The sequence below is a fragment of the Polaromonas sp. P1_E12 genome (assembly GCF_056405975.1).
On the sequence record NZ_JBFUBB010000001.1, the window covers coordinates 271613 to 293347 of the forward strand.

19 protein-coding genes are annotated in these 21735 nt (G+C 62.3%); 7 read left to right on the plus strand and 12 right to left on the minus strand.

Annotated elements, in window-relative coordinates:
- The first annotated feature begins 153 nt into the window (after positions 1 to 153).
- From AC1D13_RS01250 to AC1D13_RS01270, 5 genes are read left to right on the plus strand one after another with little or no spacing between them, the layout of a single operon-like run.
- Positions 154 to 1224, plus strand: a complete 1071-nt coding sequence (locus tag AC1D13_RS01250) for an ABC transporter ATP-binding protein (protein ID WP_477688793.1) — start codon at positions 154 to 156, stop codon at positions 1222 to 1224.
- A gap of 18 nt (positions 1225 to 1242) precedes the next feature.
- The gene (locus AC1D13_RS01255; RefSeq protein ID WP_457279259.1) at positions 1243 to 1998 is read left to right on the plus strand and encodes an SDR family oxidoreductase; all 756 of its coding nucleotides are present in this window, start codon (positions 1243 to 1245) and stop codon (positions 1996 to 1998) included.
- Positions 1999 to 2034: 36 nt separating this feature from the next.
- A complete protein-coding gene (locus tag AC1D13_RS01260; RefSeq protein ID WP_457279258.1) occupies positions 2035 to 3081 on the plus strand; it encodes an L-idonate 5-dehydrogenase in 1047 nt (348 codons plus the stop codon).
- Between the two features lie 37 nt (positions 3082 to 3118).
- Positions 3119 to 3502, plus strand: a complete 384-nt coding sequence (locus tag AC1D13_RS01265; RefSeq protein ID WP_477688794.1) for a cupin domain-containing protein — start codon at positions 3119 to 3121, stop codon at positions 3500 to 3502.
- 9 nt (positions 3503 to 3511) lie between these two features.
- On the plus strand, positions 3512 to 4261 hold the full coding sequence (locus AC1D13_RS01270) for a FadR/GntR family transcriptional regulator (protein WP_457279256.1): 750 nt from the start codon (positions 3512 to 3514) through the stop codon (positions 4259 to 4261).
- Between the two features lie 7 nt (positions 4262 to 4268).
- On the opposite strand, the gene AC1D13_RS01275 is transcribed toward AC1D13_RS01270, so the two are convergent.
- Both AC1D13_RS01275 and AC1D13_RS01280 read right to left on the minus strand, forming a co-directional pair.
- The gene (locus AC1D13_RS01275) at positions 4269 to 4895 is read right to left on the minus strand and encodes a Rossmann-fold NAD(P)-binding domain-containing protein (RefSeq protein ID WP_457279255.1); all 627 of its coding nucleotides are present in this window, start codon (positions 4893 to 4895) and stop codon (positions 4269 to 4271) included.
- Entirely contained in the window at positions 4837 to 6570 is a 1734-nt protein-coding gene (locus AC1D13_RS01280; protein WP_457279254.1) for a DEAD/DEAH box helicase, read from the minus strand. Before AC1D13_RS01280 ends, AC1D13_RS01275 begins: the two co-directional genes overlap by 59 nt.
- A gap of 381 nt (positions 6571 to 6951) precedes the next feature.
- On the opposite strand from AC1D13_RS01280, the gene ettA reads away from it, so the two are divergent.
- Together ettA and AC1D13_RS01290 are read left to right on the plus strand one after the other, a co-directional pair.
- The gene (gene ettA, locus AC1D13_RS01285) at positions 6952 to 8613 is read left to right on the plus strand and encodes an energy-dependent translational throttle protein EttA (protein WP_457279253.1); all 1662 of its coding nucleotides are present in this window, start codon (positions 6952 to 6954) and stop codon (positions 8611 to 8613) included.
- A gap of 143 nt (positions 8614 to 8756) precedes the next feature.
- The gene (locus AC1D13_RS01290) at positions 8757 to 9293 is read left to right on the plus strand and encodes a DUF1415 domain-containing protein (protein WP_457279252.1); all 537 of its coding nucleotides are present in this window, start codon (positions 8757 to 8759) and stop codon (positions 9291 to 9293) included.
- Between the two features lie 17 nt (positions 9294 to 9310).
- Here AC1D13_RS01290 and AC1D13_RS01295 read toward each other — a convergent pair whose 3' ends face one another.
- From AC1D13_RS01295 to AC1D13_RS01340, 10 genes are all read right to left on the minus strand, one after another.
- A complete protein-coding gene (locus tag AC1D13_RS01295) occupies positions 9311 to 9676 on the minus strand; it encodes a response regulator transcription factor (protein ID WP_457279251.1) in 366 nt (121 codons plus the stop codon).
- A gap of 165 nt (positions 9677 to 9841) precedes the next feature.
- Positions 9842 to 11605: a sensor histidine kinase gene (locus AC1D13_RS01300; RefSeq protein ID WP_477666297.1), complete on the minus strand. Its 1764-nt coding sequence runs from the start codon at positions 11603 to 11605 to the stop codon at positions 9842 to 9844.
- A gap of 74 nt (positions 11606 to 11679) precedes the next feature.
- Positions 11680 to 12777 carry a M14 family metallopeptidase gene (locus AC1D13_RS01305; protein ID WP_457279249.1) on the minus strand — a complete coding sequence of 366 codons (1098 nt, stop codon included), beginning with the start codon at positions 12775 to 12777 and terminating at the stop codon, positions 11680 to 11682.
- A gap of 16 nt (positions 12778 to 12793) precedes the next feature.
- Complete coding sequence (locus AC1D13_RS01310; RefSeq protein ID WP_477688795.1) at positions 12794 to 14008, minus strand: M20 aminoacylase family protein; 1215 nt, start codon at positions 14006 to 14008, stop codon at positions 12794 to 12796.
- 80 nt (positions 14009 to 14088) lie between these two features.
- Positions 14089 to 15192: an ABC transporter ATP-binding protein gene (locus AC1D13_RS01315; RefSeq protein ID WP_477688796.1), complete on the minus strand. Its 1104-nt coding sequence runs from the start codon at positions 15190 to 15192 to the stop codon at positions 14089 to 14091.
- Positions 15189 to 16166, minus strand: coding sequence for an ABC transporter ATP-binding protein (locus tag AC1D13_RS01320; RefSeq protein WP_457279246.1), 978 nt, complete (start codon positions 16164 to 16166; stop codon positions 15189 to 15191). The genes AC1D13_RS01315 and AC1D13_RS01320 overlap by 4 nt, the downstream gene beginning before the upstream one ends.
- 129 nt (positions 16167 to 16295) lie before the next feature.
- Positions 16296 to 17213 (minus strand): ABC transporter permease, encoded by a 918-nt coding sequence (locus AC1D13_RS01325; RefSeq protein ID WP_457279245.1) that lies wholly within the window; start codon positions 17211 to 17213, stop codon positions 16296 to 16298.
- Between the two features lie 239 nt (positions 17214 to 17452).
- On the minus strand, positions 17453 to 19036 hold the full coding sequence (locus AC1D13_RS01330) for an ABC transporter substrate-binding protein (protein ID WP_457279244.1): 1584 nt from the start codon (positions 19034 to 19036) through the stop codon (positions 17453 to 17455).
- Between the two features lie 72 nt (positions 19037 to 19108).
- The gene (locus AC1D13_RS01335; RefSeq protein ID WP_457279243.1) at positions 19109 to 20089 is read right to left on the minus strand and encodes an ABC transporter permease; all 981 of its coding nucleotides are present in this window, start codon (positions 20087 to 20089) and stop codon (positions 19109 to 19111) included.
- Between the two features lie 162 nt (positions 20090 to 20251).
- The gene (locus AC1D13_RS01340) at positions 20252 to 21649 is read right to left on the minus strand and encodes a TAXI family TRAP transporter solute-binding subunit (protein ID WP_457279242.1); all 1398 of its coding nucleotides are present in this window, start codon (positions 21647 to 21649) and stop codon (positions 20252 to 20254) included.
- Positions 21650 to 21735 lie beyond the last annotated feature (86 nt).

Below are 21735 nucleotides of genomic sequence, written 5' to 3' on the forward strand. Positions count from 1 at the left end.
GCGGCTCGCGGGACGCTTCGCCTCTGTCGCCCATCCAAGCCTGCGCAGGCAGGCTTGGAGCCGCGGGCTCCAGCCCCTCGGGGGTCGTAGCCGGCTTGGGGCGGCCCGGCGCTGGCTGGGACTCGGTCTTTATCAGGAAATAACGGGAATCTCATGGCATCTGTATCGTTTCGCAATATCGAGAAGGCCTTCGGCAAGGTCAAGATCATTCACGGCATCAGCTTCGACATCTCCGACGGCGAATTCGTCGTACTGGTGGGTCCGTCGGGCTGCGGCAAGTCCACGCTGCTGCGCATGCTGGCCGGGCTCGAGGAAATCAGCGGCGGTGAAATGTCGATTGACGGCAAGGTCATCAACGAGCTGGATTCCAAGGATCGCGATATCGCCATGGTGTTCCAGAGCTACGCCCTGTACCCGCACATGACGGTGCGCGACAACATGGCTTTCAGTCTGAAGCTGCGCAAGGCTGATGCCGAACTCACCAACAAGCGCGTCGGTGACGCCGCCCGTATCCTGAATCTGGACCCGCTGCTGGATCGCTTCCCGCGCGAACTGTCGGGCGGGCAGCGCCAGCGCGTGGCCATGGGCCGGGCCATCGTGCGCGACCCCAAGGTCTTCCTGTTCGATGAGCCGCTTTCCAACCTGGATGCCAAGCTGCGTGTGGCCATGCGTGCTGAGATCAAGGCGCTCCACCAGCGCCTGAAGACCACGACTGTCTATGTCACCCACGACCAGATTGAGGCGATGACGATGGCTGACCGCATCGTCGTCATGCACGATGGCATCGTCGAACAAATCGGTACGCCGCTCGAGCTGTTCGACCGCCCCGGTAATTTGTTCGTTGCGCAATTTATTGGTTCCCCGTCCATGAATGTGTTCAAGGGCGTTTTGCGCCAATCGGGCGGACAAGCCTGGGTGGAGGCGCAGGGACACCAGTGGCCCATTGGCACGATTTCGCAGGCGCGCGACGGCCAGCCGGTGCACTATGGTGTACGGCCCGGTGACATCTCGTTGTCGACAAGCGGGCAGGGCATTCCTGCAAAGGTGATTGTGGTGGAGCCTACCGGTGCTGAAACTGAACTTTTGCTCGATGTCGGTGGCGCCAACGTCATATTGGTGATGCATGGCCGAACAGCGGTGCGGCCAGACGATATCGTTCATCTCGAAATCGCGAACGGCAAGAGCCATGTCTTTGACGACGCTAGCGGTGCCCGTCTGGATTGAGGCGCAATGGCTGCAGGCATGTTCAGTCTTGATGGTCGACTGGCGCTGGTGACGGGGTCTTCCGGCGGCATTGGTTTTGCGCTGGCACGTGGTTTGGGTCAGGCCGGCGCCGCCGTGGTGCTTAACGGCCGCGACGGCCTCAAGCTGGAGCGAGCTGCAAACACGCTGCGAAGCGAAGGATTGATTATCCACACGCGCGTATTTGACGTGACCCAGGCATCGGCCGCGCAGGCCGCAGTAGATGACATTGAATCGTCAATAGGCCCTGTCCATATTCTGGTGAACAACGCCGGCATGCAGCGACGCATGGCCCTGCAGGATTTTCCGGCTGAAGATTGGCATGAGTTGATGCGCACCAACGTCGACAGTGTTTTTTTTGTCGGGCAGGCTGTAGCCCGAAAAATGATTGAGCGCCGCAGCGGCAAGATCATCAATATCTGTTCGGTGCAGAGCGAGCTCGGGCGGCCCAACATCGCGCCCTATATGGCCAGCAAGGGTGCGGTCAAGATGCTGACCAAAGGCATGGCGATTGACTGGGGGCCCTATGGCATCCAGGTCAATGGCTTGGGCCCCGGCTACTTCAAGACCGAATTGACGGAAAAGCTGGTGGCCGACGAGCAGTTCAGCGCCTGGCTTACCGCGCGAACGCCCAGCAGGCGCTGGGGAGAAGTGGCGGAACTGGCCGGCGCGGCCGTGTTCCTGGCCAGCGATGCCTCCAGCTTTGTCAATGGCCATGTTTTGTATGTCGACGGCGGGGTGACGGCGACGCTGTGAAGCCGCCGCCTGCCCGCCCAACCAGGGAGAAACATCATGCGTGGACTTGTCTGTCATGCACCCCTAGACCTGCGTCTTGACGCGCTGGATACCGAACACCTGGGTCCGAAGCAGTTGCGGGTACGGGTGGCGTTCGGCGGCATCTGCGGCTCCGACCTGCACTACTTCCAGCACGGCGGCTTCGGCACGGTGCGTATCAAGGAGCCCATGGTGCTGGGCCATGAGGTGTCGGGCGTGGTCGAAGCCGTGGGCAGCGAGGTCAACGGCCTGCGCGCCGGCCAGCGCATTGCAATTTCACCGTCCCGGCCTTGCGGTGTTTGCCGCTTCTGCCAGCAAGGCCTGCACAACCATTGCATGGACATGCGCTTTTACGGCAGCGCAATGCGCTTTCCGCACATCCAGGGCGCTTTCCGCGAAACCCTGGTCATAGAGGCCGCCCAGGCGCATCCGGTGGCTGATGACCTTCCCTTGTCCGAGGCCGCGCTGGCCGAGCCCCTGTCGGTGGGCTTGCACGCCATTTCGAGGGCCGGCTCGGTGTTCGGCAAGCAGGTGCTGGTCACCGGCTGCGGACCCATAGGCGCCTTGCTGATCGCCGGCCTGCGCCGCGCGGGCGCGGCCCGCATCGTCGCAGCCGACATTGCCGAGCTTCCCCTTGCCTGTGCCAAAAAAATGGGCGCTGACCAGACCATCAACCTGGCCCAGGAACCCGACGCCCTGGCGGCCTTCGCCGCCGGCAAGGGGCAGTTCGATGTGATGTTCGAGGCCTCGGGCAATGAGAAAGCCCTGGTCGCCGGCCTGGATGTGGTGGCGCCGCGCGGCGTCATCGTGACGGTGGGTCTGGGTGGCAATATCTCCCTGCCGCTCAACACCCTTGTCGCCAAGGAACTGGAGTTGCGCGGCACCTTCCGCTTCCATCCTGAATTCGCCGTGGCGGTGGCCTTCCTGAATCAGCGGCTCATCGACGGGCGGCCCGTCATCACTGACATCGTCGCCTTCGACCAGGCCACGCATGCCTTTACACTCGCCGGCGACAAGCGCCAATCCATGAAAGTGCAAATCGCCTTCGGCGGCGAAACTTCATGAGGCGCCTGCTTTTCACATCCATTCACCGGAGTCCCTTGTGACCGTTTTCCCCAAAGTCATTCTTTACACCGATACCGACGGTCGGGCCAAATTCCGGGATGAGTCGATCCCGCTTGGCGAAGGCTCGCCGCAGGCCATGCTGTCCACGTTGTTTGCTTCGGGCGGTTACCAGTTGCGCCACAGCCCGCCGGGGTTTCGCAGCCAGTTCCATTGCACGCCGAACCCGCAGTGGGTGTTCATCCTGGGTGGCGAGATGGAAATCGGCCTGCAGGGCGGCGTTTCCCGCATCTTCAAGCCGGGCCAGCATTTCTACTCGGCCGACGTGTTGCCGACCGGCGCCACCTTTGACCCGGCCCTGCACGGCCACTGGAGTCGCCAGGTCGGGCCGGACCCGCTGGTCACGCTGTTTGTGCGGGGTTAAGGCAACACCATGGCCACCATGAAAAACGTCCACGGCAACACGGTTGACCACATCGGGGAAGCCATTGTCGCGGGGCGTTATGCCGCAGGCATGTCTATGCCACCGGAGCCTATTCTTTGTGAAGAGCTTGGGGTGAGCCGCACGGTGGTGCGCGAAGCGGTCAAGTCGCTGATCGCCAAGGGCCTTGTCACCACCGGGCCCAAAGTGGGTACCCGCGTGCTGACCGAGGAGCACTGGAATTGGTTCGATCCCGACGTCATCGCCTGGAAGGCCAAGGCCGGCATCACACCCGAATTTTTGCGTGACCTGCTTGAGTTGCGGCGCCTGGTGGAGCCTGCTGCCGTACGCATGGCAGCCGAGCGGGCAACAGCCGCAGAAGTCGCTGAAATCGAGGATGCCTATGCAGGCATGAAGCGTGCCATTGAAGGCGGCGGCGACTATGTCACCTATGATCTGCGCTTTCATCAGGGACTATTGCGGGCCGCCCATAACCGCATGCTCGTCCAGATGAGCAAAGCCTTGAGTGCGCTGCTGCGTACCAGCTTTGAGATTTCCACGAGCCGCAAGGACGGGCCCAAGCTTTCACTCCCGCTGCATCGTGCCGTGCTGGACGCCGTGATTGCACGCAACCCGGCCAAAGCTGAAAAAGCGATTCTGGTGTTGATTGACGGTGCGCGCGAGGATATCGAACTGGTGCTCGGCTCGCGGCGCCGTTTGCCCAAGCTGAGCGACCCGGCCAAGCAACTGAAAGCTGCCTGAACAGACCCTAGCGTTGCTGCATCTCGCCCGACAGCACCACGTGTTGGCCCCGGCGAACGGCCACTTCTTCAACCAGCGTACGTGCGACGCTTTCCGCTGAAACGGACTGGTAGTTGGCAGGGATCACCCTGCTTAGGAGCCGGCTCAGGCCGAGTGCGATTTTTTCACCGGCGCGCGGCGCCTGGCCCAAAGACTCGCGCTCACCCGCCAGGAATGAGGGCCGCACCACCACCAGAGTGGAAAAGCCCAGTAGTGCGAGTGCTTCTTCCGCTTCGCCTTTAACGCGCGTGTAGAAGAGGGCGGAGTGCGAATCAGCGCCCATGGCACTGACCACACCCAGCCGTGTAGCGCCGGCAATTCGGCCAGCGCGGGCTACGGCCAGCACGGCGTCGAAATCCACGGCCCTGAAAGCTGCCTGGCTGCCGGCCGTTTTGATCGTGGTGCCCAGTGCAATGAAGACATCATCGACTGGCGGCGCCGTGAAGTCCGCGAATGAATCGGTCAGGTGCACGGCCAGCCGTGCGTCGTGCTGCGCAGGCGCACGGCGGCCTACACAGTGAACCGCCGAATAGCGCTTATCGGCCAGTAAACGAGCCAGGACCGCCTGGCCGACGAGGCCCGTTGCCCCGGCCACCAGCGCCACCCGAACCGCCGCCACCGCCGGAGCGGTTGCCGCCCCGGTAGTTGCCGCGGTTGCCGCCTGTGGGCTGGCCGGAGGATGGGAAGCCGGAGGAGGCGTGGCTGGCAGGTTGCTGGTTGTCGAAGTCATTGCGTGGCTCCCTTGACTCGTTGCGGGGCGCGCGCGGCTGCTGGTCGTCGCGATGGCGCGGCGCCTGGGCCTGCCGTGGCGGCTGACCGTTCTGCGAATAACCGGAAGCCTGGCGCGGCTGGCCGGGGTTGGGGGTGCGCGGGCCGCGGCCGCCGCCATTTCCTCCGCCATTGCCACCGCCGGCGGGGCCGCGTCCACGGGCGCCGCCGTTGCCGCCCCCGTTACCACCGCCTGCGCCGCGCGCGGGCTGTGCCCCCTTGGTATCGCGGATGCGCTGCATCATTTCAGTACGGGCTGCTTTGGCGGCAGCCTGCATCACGTCGCGGCTAGGCGGCTTGCCCAAGCCGCCCCAAATGGTCTGGCGACCCATGGCTAGCGGCTCGGCGCGTTCACCGGGTTCCGCTTCAAAGCCGGGGACGATGACTTTTTCGATGTTCTGCTTGGTGAAGCGCTCGATGTCCTGCATGAAGCCTTCTTCATCCAGGCAGACCAGGCTGACGGCTTCGCCGCTGTTGCCGGCGCGGCCAGTACGGCCGATGCGGTGCACGTAGTCTTCGCTGACATTCGGGATTTCGTAGTTCACGACGTGCGGCAGCTCGTCGATGTCAATGCCGCGGGCGGCGATGTCAGTGGCCACCAAGGCGCGAATCGTTCCGCTCTTGAAATCGGCCAGGGCCTGGGTGCGGGCGGTCTGGCTCTTGTTGCCGTGCAGCGCCATCGCGGGGATGCCGTTTTTGGTCAAGTGCTCGGCCACGTTGTTGGCGCCAAACTTGGTGCGGGTGAACACCAGCACCTGGCTCCAGTTGTGCTCGTTGATGATGTGGGTCAGCAGCGCTTTTTTCTTGGCTCGCCCGACGGGATGGATGGTCTGCGTGATGCGCTGCACCGTGGTGTTGCGCGGCGTGACCTGGATGGATTCGGGGTTCTTCAGCAGGCCGTTGGCCAGTTCACGGATTTCGTCGCTGAAGGTCGCGCTGAACAACAGCGATTGTTTCTGCTTGGGCACCAGGGCCAACACTTTTTTGATGTCGTGGATAAAGCCCATGTCCAGCATGCGGTCGGCTTCGTCGAGCACCAGGATCTGTACCTGGCTCAGGTCCAGCGTGCCCTGGCTCGCATGGTCCAGCAGGCGGCCGGGAGTGGCGACCAGGATATCGACGCCGCGGCGCAGTTTTTCAATCTGGGCGCCCATGCCGACGCCGCCGAACATCACCATGGAGGTGAGGTCGGTGTATTTTCCGTAGGTGCGGACGCTTTCTTCGACCTGGGCCGCGAGTTCGCGGGTGGGGGTCATGATCAGGGCGCGTACGGCGTTGACGCCGCGGCGGTTGGTCAGGCGCGCTTCGGTGGACAAGCGCTGCAGCAAGGGCAGCGTAAAGGCAGCGGTCTTGCCGGTGCCGGTCTGGGCGCCGCCCAGCAGGTCGACGCCCTTGAGCACGGCGGGGATCGCCTGGGCCTGGATGGGGGTGGGGGTGTCGTAGCCCTGCTCGAGCACGGCCTTCAGAATGGCCGGAGCCAGATTCAATTCTTCAAATGTCATGATGTTGCGCCTGTGTGGCGCTTTAGATCGGCCTGTTGGGCGCCTTGTTGAAAGGCAAACCCGCCAGTCAAAGGCAGATGGGGTCAGAAAGTGGGCCCTAAACATTACGTTTTACATCGTAAGCAGCCACTTGAAGCGGTACCCGGATGTGCCCAAATGTTGAAGGCAACTGGAGCCAGCAACGCCTGTATTGTCGCACAGCAACGATAATGGAGGCATTCACGCATAAAACACGCTTTGCCAAAAGGCGTTTGCGCCCAGGCGCGGCGTGTCGTTCCAGCCCGCAAGAAAGCCTGCTGACAGCCTGTAGAAATAGCATGTACAGGCGGCAAGCAGCCCGTTTTCCTGCATTGTTTTTCATTTTTACCAAAGTTAATCCTGATGGCTCAGTACGTATTTACTATGAACAAGGTCGGCAAAATCGTGCCGCCCAAGCGCCATATCCTTAAAGAGGTGTCGCTCAGTTTCTTCCCGGGCGCCAAGATCGGCGTGCTGGGCACCAACGGTTCCGGCAAGTCCACGCTGCTCAAGATCATGGCCGGCCTGGACACGGAAATCGAGGGCGAAGCCACTCCCATGCCGGGGCTGAACATCGGCTACCTGCCGCAGGAACCCAAGCTGGACCCCGAGCACACGGTGCGCGAAAGCGTGGAAGCCGGTATGGGCGCGGTATTCGCCGCCAAGGCCCAGCTCGAAGCTGTGTACACCGCCTACGGGGAGCCTGATGCCGACTTCGATGCGCTGGCCGCCGAGCAGGCCCGCCTGGAAGCCATCATCGCCACTGCCGGCACCGATTCCGAGCACCAGCTTGAAATCGCCGCCGACGCGCTGCGCCTGCCGCCCTGGGACGCCAAGATCGGCGTGCTCTCGGGCGGCGAAAAACGCCGCGTGGCCCTGTGCAGCCTGCTGCTGTCCCGGCCCGACATGCTGCTGCTTGACGAACCCACCAATCACCTGGACGCCGAATCGGTGGACTGGCTGGAGCAGTTCCTGCAGCGCTTTTCAGGCACTGTGGTGGCCATTACCCACGACCGCTACTTCCTGGACAACGCCGCCGAGTGGATCCTGGAGCTGGACCGCGGCCACGGAATCCCCTGGAAGGGCAACTACAGCAGCTGGCTGGACCAGAAGGGCGAGCGCCTGGCACAGGAGCAAAAGGGTGAGGAAGCCCGGGCCAAGGCCCTGAAGAAGGAACTCGAATGGTCACGCCAGAACCCCAAGGCGCGCCAGGCCAAGAGCAAGTCGCGCCTGGCCCGTTTTGAGGAACTCTCCGACTTCGAATACCAGCAGCGCAACGAAACCCAGGAAATCTTCATCCCTGTGGCCGAGCGCCTGGGCAATGAAGTCATCGAATTCAAGAATGTCAGCAAATCCTTCGGCGACCGCCTGCTGATCGACAACCTCAGCTTCCAGGTGCCCGCAGGCGCCATCGTCGGCATCATCGGCCCCAACGGCGCAGGCAAGTCCACGTTGTTCAAGCTGATCGCCGGCAAGGAAACGCCCGACAGCGGTGAAGTCGCCATCGGCAAGACCGCGCGCATGGCTTTCGTCGACCAGCACCGCGATGATTTGGCCAATGAAAAAACTGTCTGGGAAGACATTTCGGGCGGCCTGGACATGCTGACCGTCGGCAAGTTCACCATGCCCAGTCGCGCCTATGCAGGCCGCTTCAACTTCAACGGTGCCGACCAGCAAAAACGCGTCGGCATGCTGTCGGGCGGAGAGCGCGGGCGCCTGCACCTGGCCAAGACCCTGATCGCGGGCGGCAACGTGCTGATGCTTGATGAACCCTCGAACGATTTGGACGTGGAAACCCTGCGCGCGCTCGAAGACGCGTTGCTGGAATTCGCCGGCTCCGTGCTGGTGATCAGCCATGACCGCTGGTTCCTGGACCGCATCGCCACCCACATCCTGGCCGCCGAAGGCGACAGCCAGTGGACCTTCTTCAACGGCAACTACCAGGAGTACGAAGCCGACAAGAAGAAGCGCTTGGGTGAAGAGGGCGCCAAACCGAAGCGTGTGCGGTTCAAGGCACTGCATTGAGCCCCCACGCTTTTCACTTCGTGTAATGCGCTGCCCCCCGAGGGGGCCGCTGCGCCTGCGGTCTGGCAAAGCCAGTCCTGCGGCCCTGGCTTGATTGAATCGGAGCCCCCACGGCCTTTGCGTGAGGCCCCTTGGAGATAGCGATGACCGACGATGAAGTCCTGACCCAAACCCGTCACTGGCTTGAAAAAGCCGTGATCGGGCTCAACCTGTGCCCGTTCGCCAAGGCGGTCTACGTCAAGAACCAGGTTCGCCTGGTGGTAAGCCATGCGAAACATGCGGACGGCCTGCTCGAGGAACTGGATCGCGAACTGGATCTGCTGGCGGCGACGCCGGCCGAAGAGGTCGACACCACATTGCTGATCCACCCCACGCTGTTTGACGACTTCCTGGACTTCAACGATTTCCTGGAAATCGCCGAAGGCGTGGTGGATGAGCATGGCCTCGAAGGCGTGATCCAGCTGGCCAGCTTTCACCCGCAGTTCCAGTTCGATGGCACCGAGCCCGGCGACATTGGCAACTACACGAACCGCGCGCCCTTTGCCATCCTGCATTTGCTGCGCGAGGAAAGCGTGGCACGGGCCGTGGAGGCGTTTCCCGAGGCTGAGGCCATCTTTGAGCAGAACATCGCGACACTCGAAGAGCTGGGCCACACGGGCTGGAAGGCACTGGGCCTTTAGCGCCACGGGCGCCAGCTCTACCTGGGCAGATGCTGCTTGAGCACCGCGTGCAGTTGCGCGAAGTTAAAGGGCTTGGTCACGTAGCCGCTGGCACCCAGGCGCAAGGCTTCCTCCAGCCGCTCTGACTCCGCACTGGCCGACAAGAACACAAAGGGCACCTGCTTGAGGGCGGGTTCCGATTGCAGCGCGGCCAGAACTTCCATGCCGTTCATCAGCGGCATCATCACGTCGCAAAAAATCAGGTCCGGCTGCTGCTCCCTGGCCACTTGCAGGCCGGCATGGCCGTCTGCCGCTGCCAGGCCTTCGTGGCCCTCCAGCCGGACAAAGCGCAGCAGGTTGTCCCGGATATGGGATTCATCTTCAATCACCAGAATGCGCGCCATTTTTCTTTCGCATTGAAGGCCCCGCATTTCATCGTGGGCGGAGCTGATTTCCCTGAACCACCCGGCAGGCTCTGTCGCAGTGCCGGGCTGGTATCCATCTTATAGCCTTACCCCGGTTTCCCCAATCTGCCCGGTGCGCGGGCTGGTTTGGCCCGGTTCCGCGCCTCAAATCGTGACGGTAAAGCGCGTACCCTGGCCCACGACGCTGGTTACGCTTATGTGGCCGCCGTGCAGGTCGACCGAATTTTTGACGATGGCCAGCCCCAGGCCCGTGCCCTGGATTTCGCCGACGTTGCTGGCCCGGTGGAACCACTCGAAGAGGTGGGGAAGCTCTTCGGCCGGAATGCCTATGCCTTGGTCCGCCACCTCAAAGGCCACACGTCCCTCCGACGGAAACACGCGAAAAGAGACTTTTCCGCCTTGCGGCGAATACTTGATGGCGTTGGACAGAAGGTTGCCGAAGATATGGCGCAGCAGCTTTTCATCAAAAAGCCCGATGTCCGGCCGGGCCCCGAATTCCAGGGCCAGTTCACAGCCCGCCTCTGAATACTGGATGCGCGCATCTTCCACCAGGTTCTGGCAAAGCAGTTGCAGATTGATCTCTGCCGGCTGGAACGCCAGCATTTGGGCCTCCACCTTGCCCAGCAGCAGCACGCGGTCCAGCATCTGGGTCATGCGTTGTACGCCGGTTTCTATGGTGGCGATGACGTCGGCTTTTTCGAGTTCGGGCAGGCGGTCGCCGTAGTGCTTGAGGAGTTCGGCGGACGACAGGATAAAGGCCAGCGGCGTGCGGAATTCATGCGACGCCACCGAGATGAAGCGCGACTTCATGTCATTGAGCTCGGTTTGCCGCTGCAGGGTCTGGCGCTGCGTCAGTTCGGCCTGCAAGCGGGCCGTCGCATCTACCACGAAGATCAGGGTCGCCTCGCGTTTGCCCCATTCGATCTGCACGGCGGAGAGCTCCAGCGAACGAACTTCGCCGGCCTGGGTGATCACGCGAAAACCGTACATCGAGTCGACTTCGTCGCCCCGCAGGCGACGCTCGTGGCGCTCGCGCATCACCGGCAGGTCGTCGGGGTGGACGGTCGCGGTGTAGGGCTGGGACAGCAGGTACTCCCGCGGGTGGCCCACGATGCGCTCCAGGCTGGGGTTGGCAAATACCATGCGGCCGTCCTGCACCACCACCACGCCGACACCGACGTTTTCAATCACCGTGCGGTAGCGCTCTTCCGATTTACGCAATTCATCCAGCGCCTGATAGCGTTCAATCGCACTGCTGACGTGGTTGGCGACAAAGGACAGGATGTCGGCATCGGTGTCGCTGTAGGCCACGCCCGGCTCATATCCCTGCACCGCGAGCACGCCGCCTATGGTGCCGCGTATGTGCATGGGCACGCCCAGCCAGGAACTGAAAGTCATGTCGCCACTGCCTTCCGTCACATCACCGGCGGCTTCCAGTACCTTGAGGCGCATGGCGTCAATAATTTGCGGCTTGCCGGTACTCAGGACGAATTCGGTCAGACCCCTGCGATACGGCACATTGCTCAGTTGCAGCGCATCGCCATCGCGCTCGTCCACGTAGTAGGGAAAATCCTTTCGGTGTTTCTGCGCGTCGTACAGGCACACATAGCAATTTTTGGCATACAGCAGCTCTCCCAGCAAGCCGTGAACCGACTGCAGGAAATCGTAGAAAGAGAGATCTGCTGCTGCACGCTCGGCAATGCGGTAAAAAACCCGTTGCAGGGCTTCGGCTTTTTTTTGCTCCAGTGCTTCGGCCTGAAGTTCGCGGGTTCGCTGTTCCAGCCACAGGTTGGCGGATGTCTCCTGCTTCTGCTTTTCAAGCTGCAGATTCCGGTAGTCGGCCTCTAACGCCTGGTATTGCTGTTGCAGCTGCTTGAGCTGGAGTTGCAGGTCGGCGTCGGACGGCATGGCGCGGCTTTCGTGCTCGGGTTGAAAAGAGGGCTGCTGCAATGGCTGCACCCGAGTCATTATGCTGCCCTGGTTCAGGGGGTGTTCAGTCCGCCCACGGTCTGGAACATGGCCTGGCGCGCCTGAGCCACGATTTGTGAGCGCCATTCGTCCGTGTCGACATAAAACGCGTTCATCATCTGCCGCTTGATCGTCGCCTGTTGCTCCGCGGGCATCTCAGGATGCTTGTGCAGCCAGTGGTCGGCGCGCAGGGCGGCAATGACGTCCAGAATGGGCACCGTACCGTATTCCATGGCCATGCCGGTGTATTCGGCCTGCGGGCATTCGTCGGGAACCGACGCCCACATCAAACCCGTCAGGTGCGCCGAGCTGGAGGAGCCGTCGTAGAACGAGGTGACGGGGGTGGCGCCGCCGCCGTCCCACCAGGCGCGCGCACGTGCCAGGGCTATGGGATCGTTGTCGCAGGCAAAAATGCGCTCACCAATCCCGCTGGGGCCCAGCCCCGTGTGCAGGTCCATCCAGGCGATGCGTTTAGCCCGTTGCCCGAAGGTTTGCAGCACTTCGCGCAAGGTGCGATTGCTCCACGTGGGCTCCGTCCCGCCGAAAAACATGCCATCGGCGTATTCATGCTGGCCTTGCGACACGGCCGCCTGGTAGCGTGCCACGCCACGGGTGTCAATATAGGCCGCAATGGCGGCCTGGTTTTCGCTTGTAGGGGGCCACTGCGCGGGTAGCAGCAAATCGTGGAGCTCGCGGTAAGCCTCATTCACAGGCAAGGGCTGGCCGAAGTCATGGAAGTTGCGGTTCAAGTCCACGTTTTCGTGCGTGGTGCGCCGTGCATGGGAAAAGCCGTGGGGATTGATCGCGTGAATGTAGAGCACCGCCACACCGCCCGCGCGGGCCTTGGCGCGCCATTCGGCGTCCTGTGCGGCGCACACCTGCACACCCGAGCCGCAGTAGCCTTCCACGCCGTGGCAAGCGCTGCTGACGATAAAGAGCTTGTTTGCGTCAGGCGAGCCGTCCAGGGCCACGTCCATCGCGAGGGTTTCGCCGTCGCGGCCCTTCAGCGGGTGTTCATAGGCGCGAAGCGCCATGCCGGCGGCGCGAGCCGCCTCGAGGAATTTGGCGCGCGCAGCCGCATAACTGGCTGAAAAAGCCGCGTGTGTGTTCATGGTGTTGTTGGCGTTGTCAGGGGCGCGCCTCAGGAACCGTACCCAGCCAGCGCGTAGCCAGCTGGACCCAGTAGGTGCCGCCCAGGGGGATCAGGTCGTCGTTGAAGTCGTAGCTCGGGTTGTGCAGCGTGCAGGGCCCTTCGCCGTGGCCCATGTCGCGGTGCGCGCCGTCACCGTTGGAAATGAAACAGTAGGCGCCTGGCTTGGCTTGCAGCATGTAGGCGAAGTCTTCGGCGCCCATGGTGGGCTCCTGCGGCAGCACGTTGGCCGGCCCCACGATGTCGCTCATCACCCGGCGTGCGAAGTCGGCCTCGGCGGCGCTGTTGACCGTGGGCGGGTAGTTGCGCGTGAACTCGAATTCGCAGCGTGCTTCAAACGCGGCACAGGTGTGTTCGGCCACTTCCTTCATGCGCTTTTCAATCATGTCCAGCACCTCAATGCTGAACGTGCGCACTGTGCCCTGCAACTCGCAGAAGTCCGGCACCACGTTGGTCGCTTCTCCGGCGTGAATCATGGTCACCGAGATGACGCCCGCATCAACCGGTTTTTTGTTGCGGCTGATGATGGTCTGGAAGCCCTGCACCATCTGGCAGGCGACAGGCACAGGGTCGATGCCGAAGTGCGGCATCGCGGCGTGGCAGCCCTTGCCGCGTATAGTGATCTTGAACTCGTTGCTTGATGCCATCACTGGACCCGCGCTGACCGCGAAAGTGCCGACAGGCGCGCCCGGCCAGTTGTGCATGCCAAAGACCGCTTCGACGGGGAATTTTTCAAAGAGGCCGTCCTTGATCATCTCGCGTGCGCCGCCGCCGCCTTCCTCGGCCGGCTGGAAGATCAGGTAGACCGTGCCGTCAAAGTCTCGGTTCTGCGAGAGGTGGCGTGCCGCGGCCAGCAGCATCGCGGTGTGGCCATCATGGCCACAGGCGTGCATCTTGCCCTGCCGCGTGCTGGCATGGGGGAATTTGTTGAACTCCTGCATGGGCAGCGCGTCCATGTCGGCGCGCAGCCCCACGGCCCGGCCACAAGCGCCGCCGTCGCGGCCGTGCACGATACCCACCACGCCGGTGGTGCCCATGCCGCGGTGAATCGGGATGCCCCAAGATTCGAGCTTTTGCGCGACCACGTCGGCGGTGCGTACTTCCTGGAAGCACAGTTCGGGATGGGCGTGGATGTCGCGGCGCACGGCAGCGATGTCGGCCGCCCCGGCCAGGATGGATTCAATGATTTTCATGGCAGTGTCCCCTGAGAGTACATATTAACCAAGCCGGTTCCGCTTTGCATGGCCGTGCCTGGGTTCCTGGTATTTGTTCCCTAAATTCGGCCCTCTTCAACCGCATGGCAGGCCACACGAACGCCTTCGAGCTGCAGAAACTCCGGCCGTTCGCTGCGGCAACGCTCGTTGGCATGCGGGCAGCGCGGGTGGAAGGTGCAGCCGGCGGGCGGGTTCAGCGGATTGGGCACTTCGCCCGATACCGGCGTGCGGGCCCGGCCGGTGTCATGCATCTTGGGGATGGCATCCAGCAGCATGCGTGTGTAGGGATGGCGCGGCCTGTCGAACAGGCTGTGCTTGTCGGCCATCTCGACCAGGCGGCCCAGGTACATCACACCGACCTGGTCGCTCACGTGGCGCACCACTGCGAGGTTGTGCGAGATGAAGAGGTAAGTCAGGCCGCGCTTTCGCTGCAGGTCTTTCATGATGTTAAGCACCTGTGCCTGCACGCTCACGTCCAGCGCAGAGGTCGGCTCGTCGCAGACCAGGAACTCGGGCTCCGTGGCCAGCGCGCGCGCGATCGAGATGCGCTGGCGCTGCCCGCCCGAGAATTGATGCGGATACTTGGGCATGTCCAGCGCAGACAGACCCACCGACCTCAGCAGCTCGTCCACCCGTTCCTTGAGTGCTGCACTGTCACTCACGATGCCGTGCTCGTGCAATGGTTCGGCGATGATGTCTTCCACAGTCCAGCGCGGGTTCAGGCTGGCATAGGGGTCCTGAAAAATCATCTGGATGCGCCTGCGCAATTGCCGGCCCTGGGGTGTCTTGAAAGCGGAATGCGCATCCTGGCCGTCAAAGGTCAATCCACCGCGCGTCGGCTCATAGAGACCCACCAGCAGGCGGGCGACGGTGCTTTTGCCGCAGCCCGACTCGCCGACCAGTGCCAGCGTCTTGCCTCTCTCGATGTCGAAGCTCACGCCGTCGACGGCCTTTAGCAGCAGCCTGGGCTTGCGTTCGAGCACCCGGTTCAGCCAGGGTGGCGACACATCGAAGGTTTTCGCAAGGTCGTGGGCTTGGACTAACGCCCCCACGCTTGTCGCTTCGCGTACTTCGCTGCCCCCCGAGGGGGCCGATTTTCCTTGGGGCGGCCCGGCGGAAAATTCTCCCGCGCTGACTTGGGACGTGCTCAAAATGTCGCTCATGCCGCCACCCCTTCGTGCGTGTCATGCAGCCAGCAGGCCGCCCACGTAGCACCGGCTGGCATCAGGTCGGGCCGTTCCTGACGGCAGCGGTCGAACGCTTTGGGGCAGCGCGGGTTGAAGGCACAGCCCTGGGGAATGGCGTTCAGGCGAGGCATGGCGCCGTCGATCTGGTAGAGGCGTTCGCGTTCCACTGTGATGTCGGGAATGGCGGCCATCAGGCCCGCGGTATAGGGGTGTGATGGATGGTTGATCACCTGATGCACCGGTCCGAGCTCGGCGATCCGCCCGGCGTACATCACGGCCACACGGTCGCAGGTTTCGGCGATCACGCCCATGTCGTGGGTGATCAGCATGACGGCGGCACCGCGCTGCCGGCAGATGTTTTTGAGCAGGGTGATGATTTGTGCCTGGATCGATACGTCAAGCGCGGTGGTCGGTTCGTCGGCCACGATGAGCTTGGGCTCGGCCGCCAGCGCCAGGGCGATTACCACGCGCTGGCGCATACCGCCCGAGAACTGATGCGGGTAGTGGTCTATGCGCTGTGCGGCGGCGGGAATGCCGGTGTCGTCCAGCAGTTCGATGGCGCGCGCCCGGGCTTCCTGCGTGCTGACAGGCAAATGAGCCTGGATGGTTTCCACCAATTGCCGGCCTATGGTGTAGAGCGGATTCAGCGAGGTCAGCGGATCCTGGAAGATCGCGCCTATCTTTCTCCCCCGGATGTGGCGCATGCGCTCATGGGGCAGGTTGTCGATGCGTTCGCCCTCGAGCAGGATCTGGCCGCCCGCCACGCGCCCGGGCGGCTCCAGCAGGCCGATGATGGCTGCGCCGGTCAGCGACTTGCCCGCGCCCGATTCACCGACCACGCCAAGGATTTCTCCGGGTGCGATGTCAAATGTGATGTCGTCCAGCGCACGCAGCGTGCCACGCCGGCCGGGAAACTCGACCACAAGATTCTTGATTTGCAGAAGGCTCATTGACGGTTCAGCTCACGAAGTGAGCGATGAGTAAGGTTTTTCCGCCGGGCCGCCCCAAGGAAAAATGCGCTCCCTCGGGGGGCAGCGTAGTACACGTAGTGACAAGCGTGGGGGCATTCATTTTTTGGCCTACCTCAGACGGGGATTGAGGGCATCACGCAACCAGTCACCCAGCAGGTTCACGCTCAGCGCAATCAACACCAGCATCAGGCCCGGGAACACGGTGATCCACCACTCGCCCGAGAACAGGTAGTCGTTTCCGACGCGGATCAGCGTACCCAGCGAGGGTGAGGTGGGCGGCGCGCCCACGCCCAGGAAGGACAGCGTGGCTTCGGTGATGATGGCGGTCGCCACCTGGATGGTGGCAAGCACCAGTACAGGCCCCATCACATTGGGCAGCACATGGCGCCGCATGATGCGCAAGGGCGAGACACCGGTGACGCGTGCAGCCTGTACATATTCCTTGCTGCGTTCCACCATGGTGGAGCCACGCACGGTGCGCGCGTATTGCACCCAACCCGACTGCCCCATCGAAATAGACAGAATCAGCACACCCATGGCAAGCAGCTGACTCGCGTCAGGAAACACCGCGCGGCCCACACCGGCGATCAGTAGCGCGACCAGGATGGGCGGAAAAGACGACATCACATCGCATACGCGCATCAGGGCTGCGTCGATCCAGCCGCCGCGAAAGCCCGCGAGCAAGCCCAGCGACACGCCGGCCAGCATGGACAGGATGACAGAGGCCACACCCACTACCAATGAAATGCGCGCGCCATACATCAGCGCCGACAAAATGTCGCGACCCTGGTCATCGGTGCCCAGCAGGTATTTGGCGCTGCCCTGGGCGCTCCAGGCCGGCGGCAGGCGCGCATCGCTGAGCTCCAGCGTGCTCAGGTTAAATGGGTCGTGCGGGGCCACCCAGCCGGCAAACACCGAACAGAAAACGCAGACCAGCGCAATGGCCGCCGCAAGCATCGCAACCGGCGAGGTGCGAAAACTGTGGCCCACATCGCTGTCAAACCAGCGCGCAAGAGTTTTTGTCATCAAAAGAAAGAGCAATCCATATAACCAAAGACGAGCAAAGCGAGACCTGTGCCAGCAACAGCGCGGAACCGGCTTTGCCGGGCCGCAGCTGTTGTCCCCTGCAGGGGAGAGGCCGTTACGCGAAGCGAAAAGGCAACAGGGGGAGGTTACCTTCAGCGCGGAACCGGCTTTGCCGGGCCGCTGCTGTTGTCCCCTGTAGGGGAGAAGCCGTTACGCGAAGCGAAAAGGCAATAGGGGGCTTACTTCTTCACAGTTATCCACTTGAAGAACATGAAGTTGTCGGCCATCTGGACCAGTTCCACCTTCTTGTTCATGCCCCAGGCCAGCGACTGCTGGTGCAGCGGTATGTGGCCGATGTCGGCCCCGTGGATGTCGAACGCTTCCTTGATCATCGCATTGCGTTTGGTCTTGTCGGTTTCGGATTGAACCTTCCTGGTCAGCTCGTCAAACTTCGGATTGCAATATGCGCCCAGATTGAACTGGCCGGCGCCCTTGTCGTCGACACAGGCGACCAGGGCATTCATGGCGTTGTGGGCGTCATAGGTGCCGGGTGTCCAGCCCAGCATGTAAAAGCTGGTGTCGCGACGCAAAATCTTGGGGAAATAGGTGCCTTTGGTTTCAGCCTGGAGGTTGATCTTGACGTTGATGCGTGAAAGATTGGCTGCCACAGCCTGGCAAATCCGGCTGTCGTTCACATAACGGTCGTTCGGGCAGTTCATGGACACTTCAAAGCCGCTCGCATAGCCGGCATCTGCCATCAGCTTTTTGGCGGCTTCAGGGTCGTAGGGCAAGCGCTTGTTCTGGTCGGCCTGGAAGCCGTTGATACCGGGGCCGATCAGCAGCGCTGTCGGGTTGGAGCCGCCGCGCATCACGGTTTTCTTGATGCCTTCGATGTCGATGGCCTGATAGAAGGCCTGGCGCACGCGCTTGTCCTTGAACGGGTTTTTGCCCTTCACGCTGGAATACAGGAGTTCGTCGCGCTTTTGGTCCATGCCCAGGAAAATGGTGCGCAGCTCTGGTCCGGCCAGAACACGGGTTGCGGCGTTGCTGTTGACACGGTCAATATCCTGCACCGGCACGGGCTCCATCACGTCGACTTCACCGGACAGCAAGGCTGCCACGCGCGTGGCGTCGTTGCCGATGGGGGTGAAGACCACCTCCTGAACGTTGCCTTCAATCTTGCCCCAGTAGGTGCCGTTGCGGACAAAGGTGGTGCGCACATTGGGTTGACGCTCCCGTACCCGGTAAGGGCCGGTGCCGTTGGCACGGAAGGACGCGGCGTTTTCAATGCCTTTACGGCGGTCCACCGGCTTGGTCGCCTGGTTGGTTTCGCACCATTTCTTGCTCATGATGTAAACCAGCGTGATCACGTCGGGCAAGATGGGAAAGGGTGTTTTGGTTTCGATCTCGACCACATGGTCGTTGATCTTGCGCACTTCCTTGAAGTCGTTGGTGTAGCTCTTCATGTCCGAGCCGTCGGCCTGGGTCCGGTTAAAGCTGAACACCACGTCATCGGCGGTGAACGGCGTGCCGTCGTGAAACTGCACGCCCTTGCGCAGTTCGAAGCGCCATACGGAAGGTGACGTCTGTTTCCACGAGGTCGCCAAGCCAGGCGCCAGGCTCAGGTCCTTGTTGCGGATGACCAGGCCTTCATACGCGTTGCCCGTCACGCTGAGCTGCAGTGACTCGTTCAGCGAGTGCGGATCCATCGACAATGAATCGCCCTGGTTGGCGACTCGCAGGGTTTGCGCCGAAGCGATAAAACTTGTGGCCGTGAGGCCGCACAGCACAGCGGCTGAAAGCAGATTGGACTTGAATTTCATCAGGAACTCCTTGTGAAAGGGATGAGGACTTGCGGGTGTAAAAAATGAAAGAAAGGGGCGCGGCCTGCGCCATCAGTGGCCTGTGGCATTGCCGACGCGAAGCCGGGGGTCCACTGCGAAATACAGCAGGTCGACGACCAGGTTGATGGCCACAAAAATCAGCGCAATCAGGCACAGGTAAGCGGCCATGACGGGGATGTCGGCAAAGGTCACTGCCTGAATGAACAGCAGGCCCATGCCCGGCCACTGAAACACGGTTTCGGTGATGATGGCAAAGGCGATCAGTCCGCCCAGTTGCAGCCCGGTAATGGTCATTACCGGCACCAGCGTGTTGCGCAGGGCATGGCCGAAATGGATGGCCCGGTCGGGCAGGCCGCGGGCCCGTGCGAACTTGATGTAGTCGGTGCGCAATACCTCCAGCATTTCGGCGCGCACCAACCGCATGATCAACGTGAGCTGAAAGACGGCCAGCGTCACGGCCGGCAGGACGATGTGGTGCCAGCCGTCGGCCTTGAAGAGGCCTGTGCTCCACCAGCCGATCTGCACCGTCTCGCCACGGCCAAAGCTCGGGAACCACCCCAGGCCCACGGCGAACACCAGGATCAGCAGGATGCCGATCAGGAAAGTGGGCAGTGAAACACCCAGCAGCGACACCGTCATGAACACCTGGCTCAGGAACGAGCCGCGGCGCAGCGCCGAATACACGCCCATCGGGATACCGATGAGCAAGGCCAAAACGGCCGCCACCAGCGCCAGCTCCAGCGTGGCGGGGAAGCGTTCGGAAATCAGGCGCGACACCTTGGCGCCCTGTCGCAGGCTCAAGCCGAATTCGCCCTGCGCGGCGTTGACCAGGAAATGCCAGAACTGGACGATAAAAGGCCGGTCCAGCCCGAGGTCGGTACGCAGTTGCCTGATCTGCGCCGGTGTGGCGTCCTGTCCCAGAAGGAACACCACCGGGTCACCGACATACTGAAAGAGCATGAAGGCAATCAAGGCGACCACGACCATCACGATCACGGCCTGGATCAGGCGGCGCAGAATAAAAGCAAGCATTGGCCAAAGAAAAGTGTCGGACGATACTAGCAGAGCAATTGCTATGCCGACACAGGGGTTTACTTTAGGGTTAAAGAACCACGTGGCCCCGGCAATTGCCCTGAATCGGGCCTTTCATTGCCCTTTTAAGGTGCCGCGCGCCTCTTTGCGGCGCGACCGGCTTTAAAGCCTTTGCAGCTTTTTTCGGACCAGGTGAATATTCCCGCGCAGCGCATACAACTCGTCGGTATAGGACAGCGGCACCGTGATTTTTTCGGCGCGGCTTTCCAGGTTGTTGAGTTCTTCCAGCAAGGCCGCGTTGCCGCTGTTTTCCCCGGAGATTTCCACGCGGTTTTCGATGTCGCGCAGTTGGCCGTACCAGCGGAAGATGCGTGAACGCACACGAAAGGCGTACAGCGGCGGGATGATGCGCGACAGCGGCAGCATGATGGCGATGATGATGCCCATCGCCAGCCACATCCGCTCGACCAGGTTGGCTACCCAGAAGGGCAGGTAGCGCTGCAGCACGGGGGTGCCGTTCTTGATGGCGCGCTCGGCCTCCTTGGCAATGGGCAATTCGCTGTTATCGCGGTTCGGGTATTCGCGGGCGCTTTTGAACCAGCCAGCCCCGCCGTGGATGTCGTTACCGGCCTGGGCCAGCAGTTGCTGCAGTGCGGGGTGGATGCCGGAGCGCGTGATCAGTGAGGTGGTCGACGCGACCAGCCGTACGTCATCGGGCGGAATATTGCCCGCCAGATCCACCACACCGCGTGGCAGGCGGGTCGGCGTCAAAAATGCAAAGCGCCGCGAATAGGCTTCGCTCTGGGCGAAATTCATGAGCTTGACGCCGGGGGTTTGCAGCAGCATCTGCACCATCAGCGACTCCGGGGCGGACGCGAACACAATCGCGTCCAGTTCGCCGCCCAGAAAGGCCACGGTCGCGGGTGTCTGCTCCAGCCTGGAGACTTTCATCGTAGCGGGGTCGATGCGGTTGCTGTCGAACAGTTTTGCCATCAGGCTGGGGACTCCGCTGCCTGGCGTTCCCAGGTTGACGCGCAGGCCCTGCAATTGCGTGAGCGATGTGAGGCTGGCGTCTTCGCCCGTATCCGCGGAGTCTGCCTTTGCGGCGAGTCGGCTGCCTGGTGCCTTCGCGGCCCGTGCCGCGGCAGCCACCTTGCGCGCCGCATCTTCCCGGTAGAACAACCAGAGCGGCTCGACAAACAGGCTGCCCAGCGACGACAGGTCTTCTTCATCCTGGGCGGTGTAGTCGCTGGTGCCGCCCTGGACAAAACCGACGTCCACCTTGCCTTCGCGCAGCAGCTGCAGGTTGGCGGCTGAGCCTTCCGAGGGTACAAGGACCACCTGGATGCCCTCCTGAGCCAGCGCCTTGGCGTAACGTTTGCCGAATTCTTCATAGGCGCTTTGCGCCGGGCCGGTCGCCAGGGTCACCCGCTTGGGCGGGTTCGGGTCCAGCCACCAATAGGCCAATACCAGCAGCGCTGCCGCCAGCAGGATGAACGGGCCGGCGGAGACCCACAGATCGCGCAGGGACAACAGGGTGTAGCGAATGGTTTTAGGCATGCGCCGAACCATAGCATGGGGCCGCTGCCGGCCTGCAGGCAAAGTTTGTCTATTGGTAAAAATGGCCTGCAGGCCAATCAGGACAA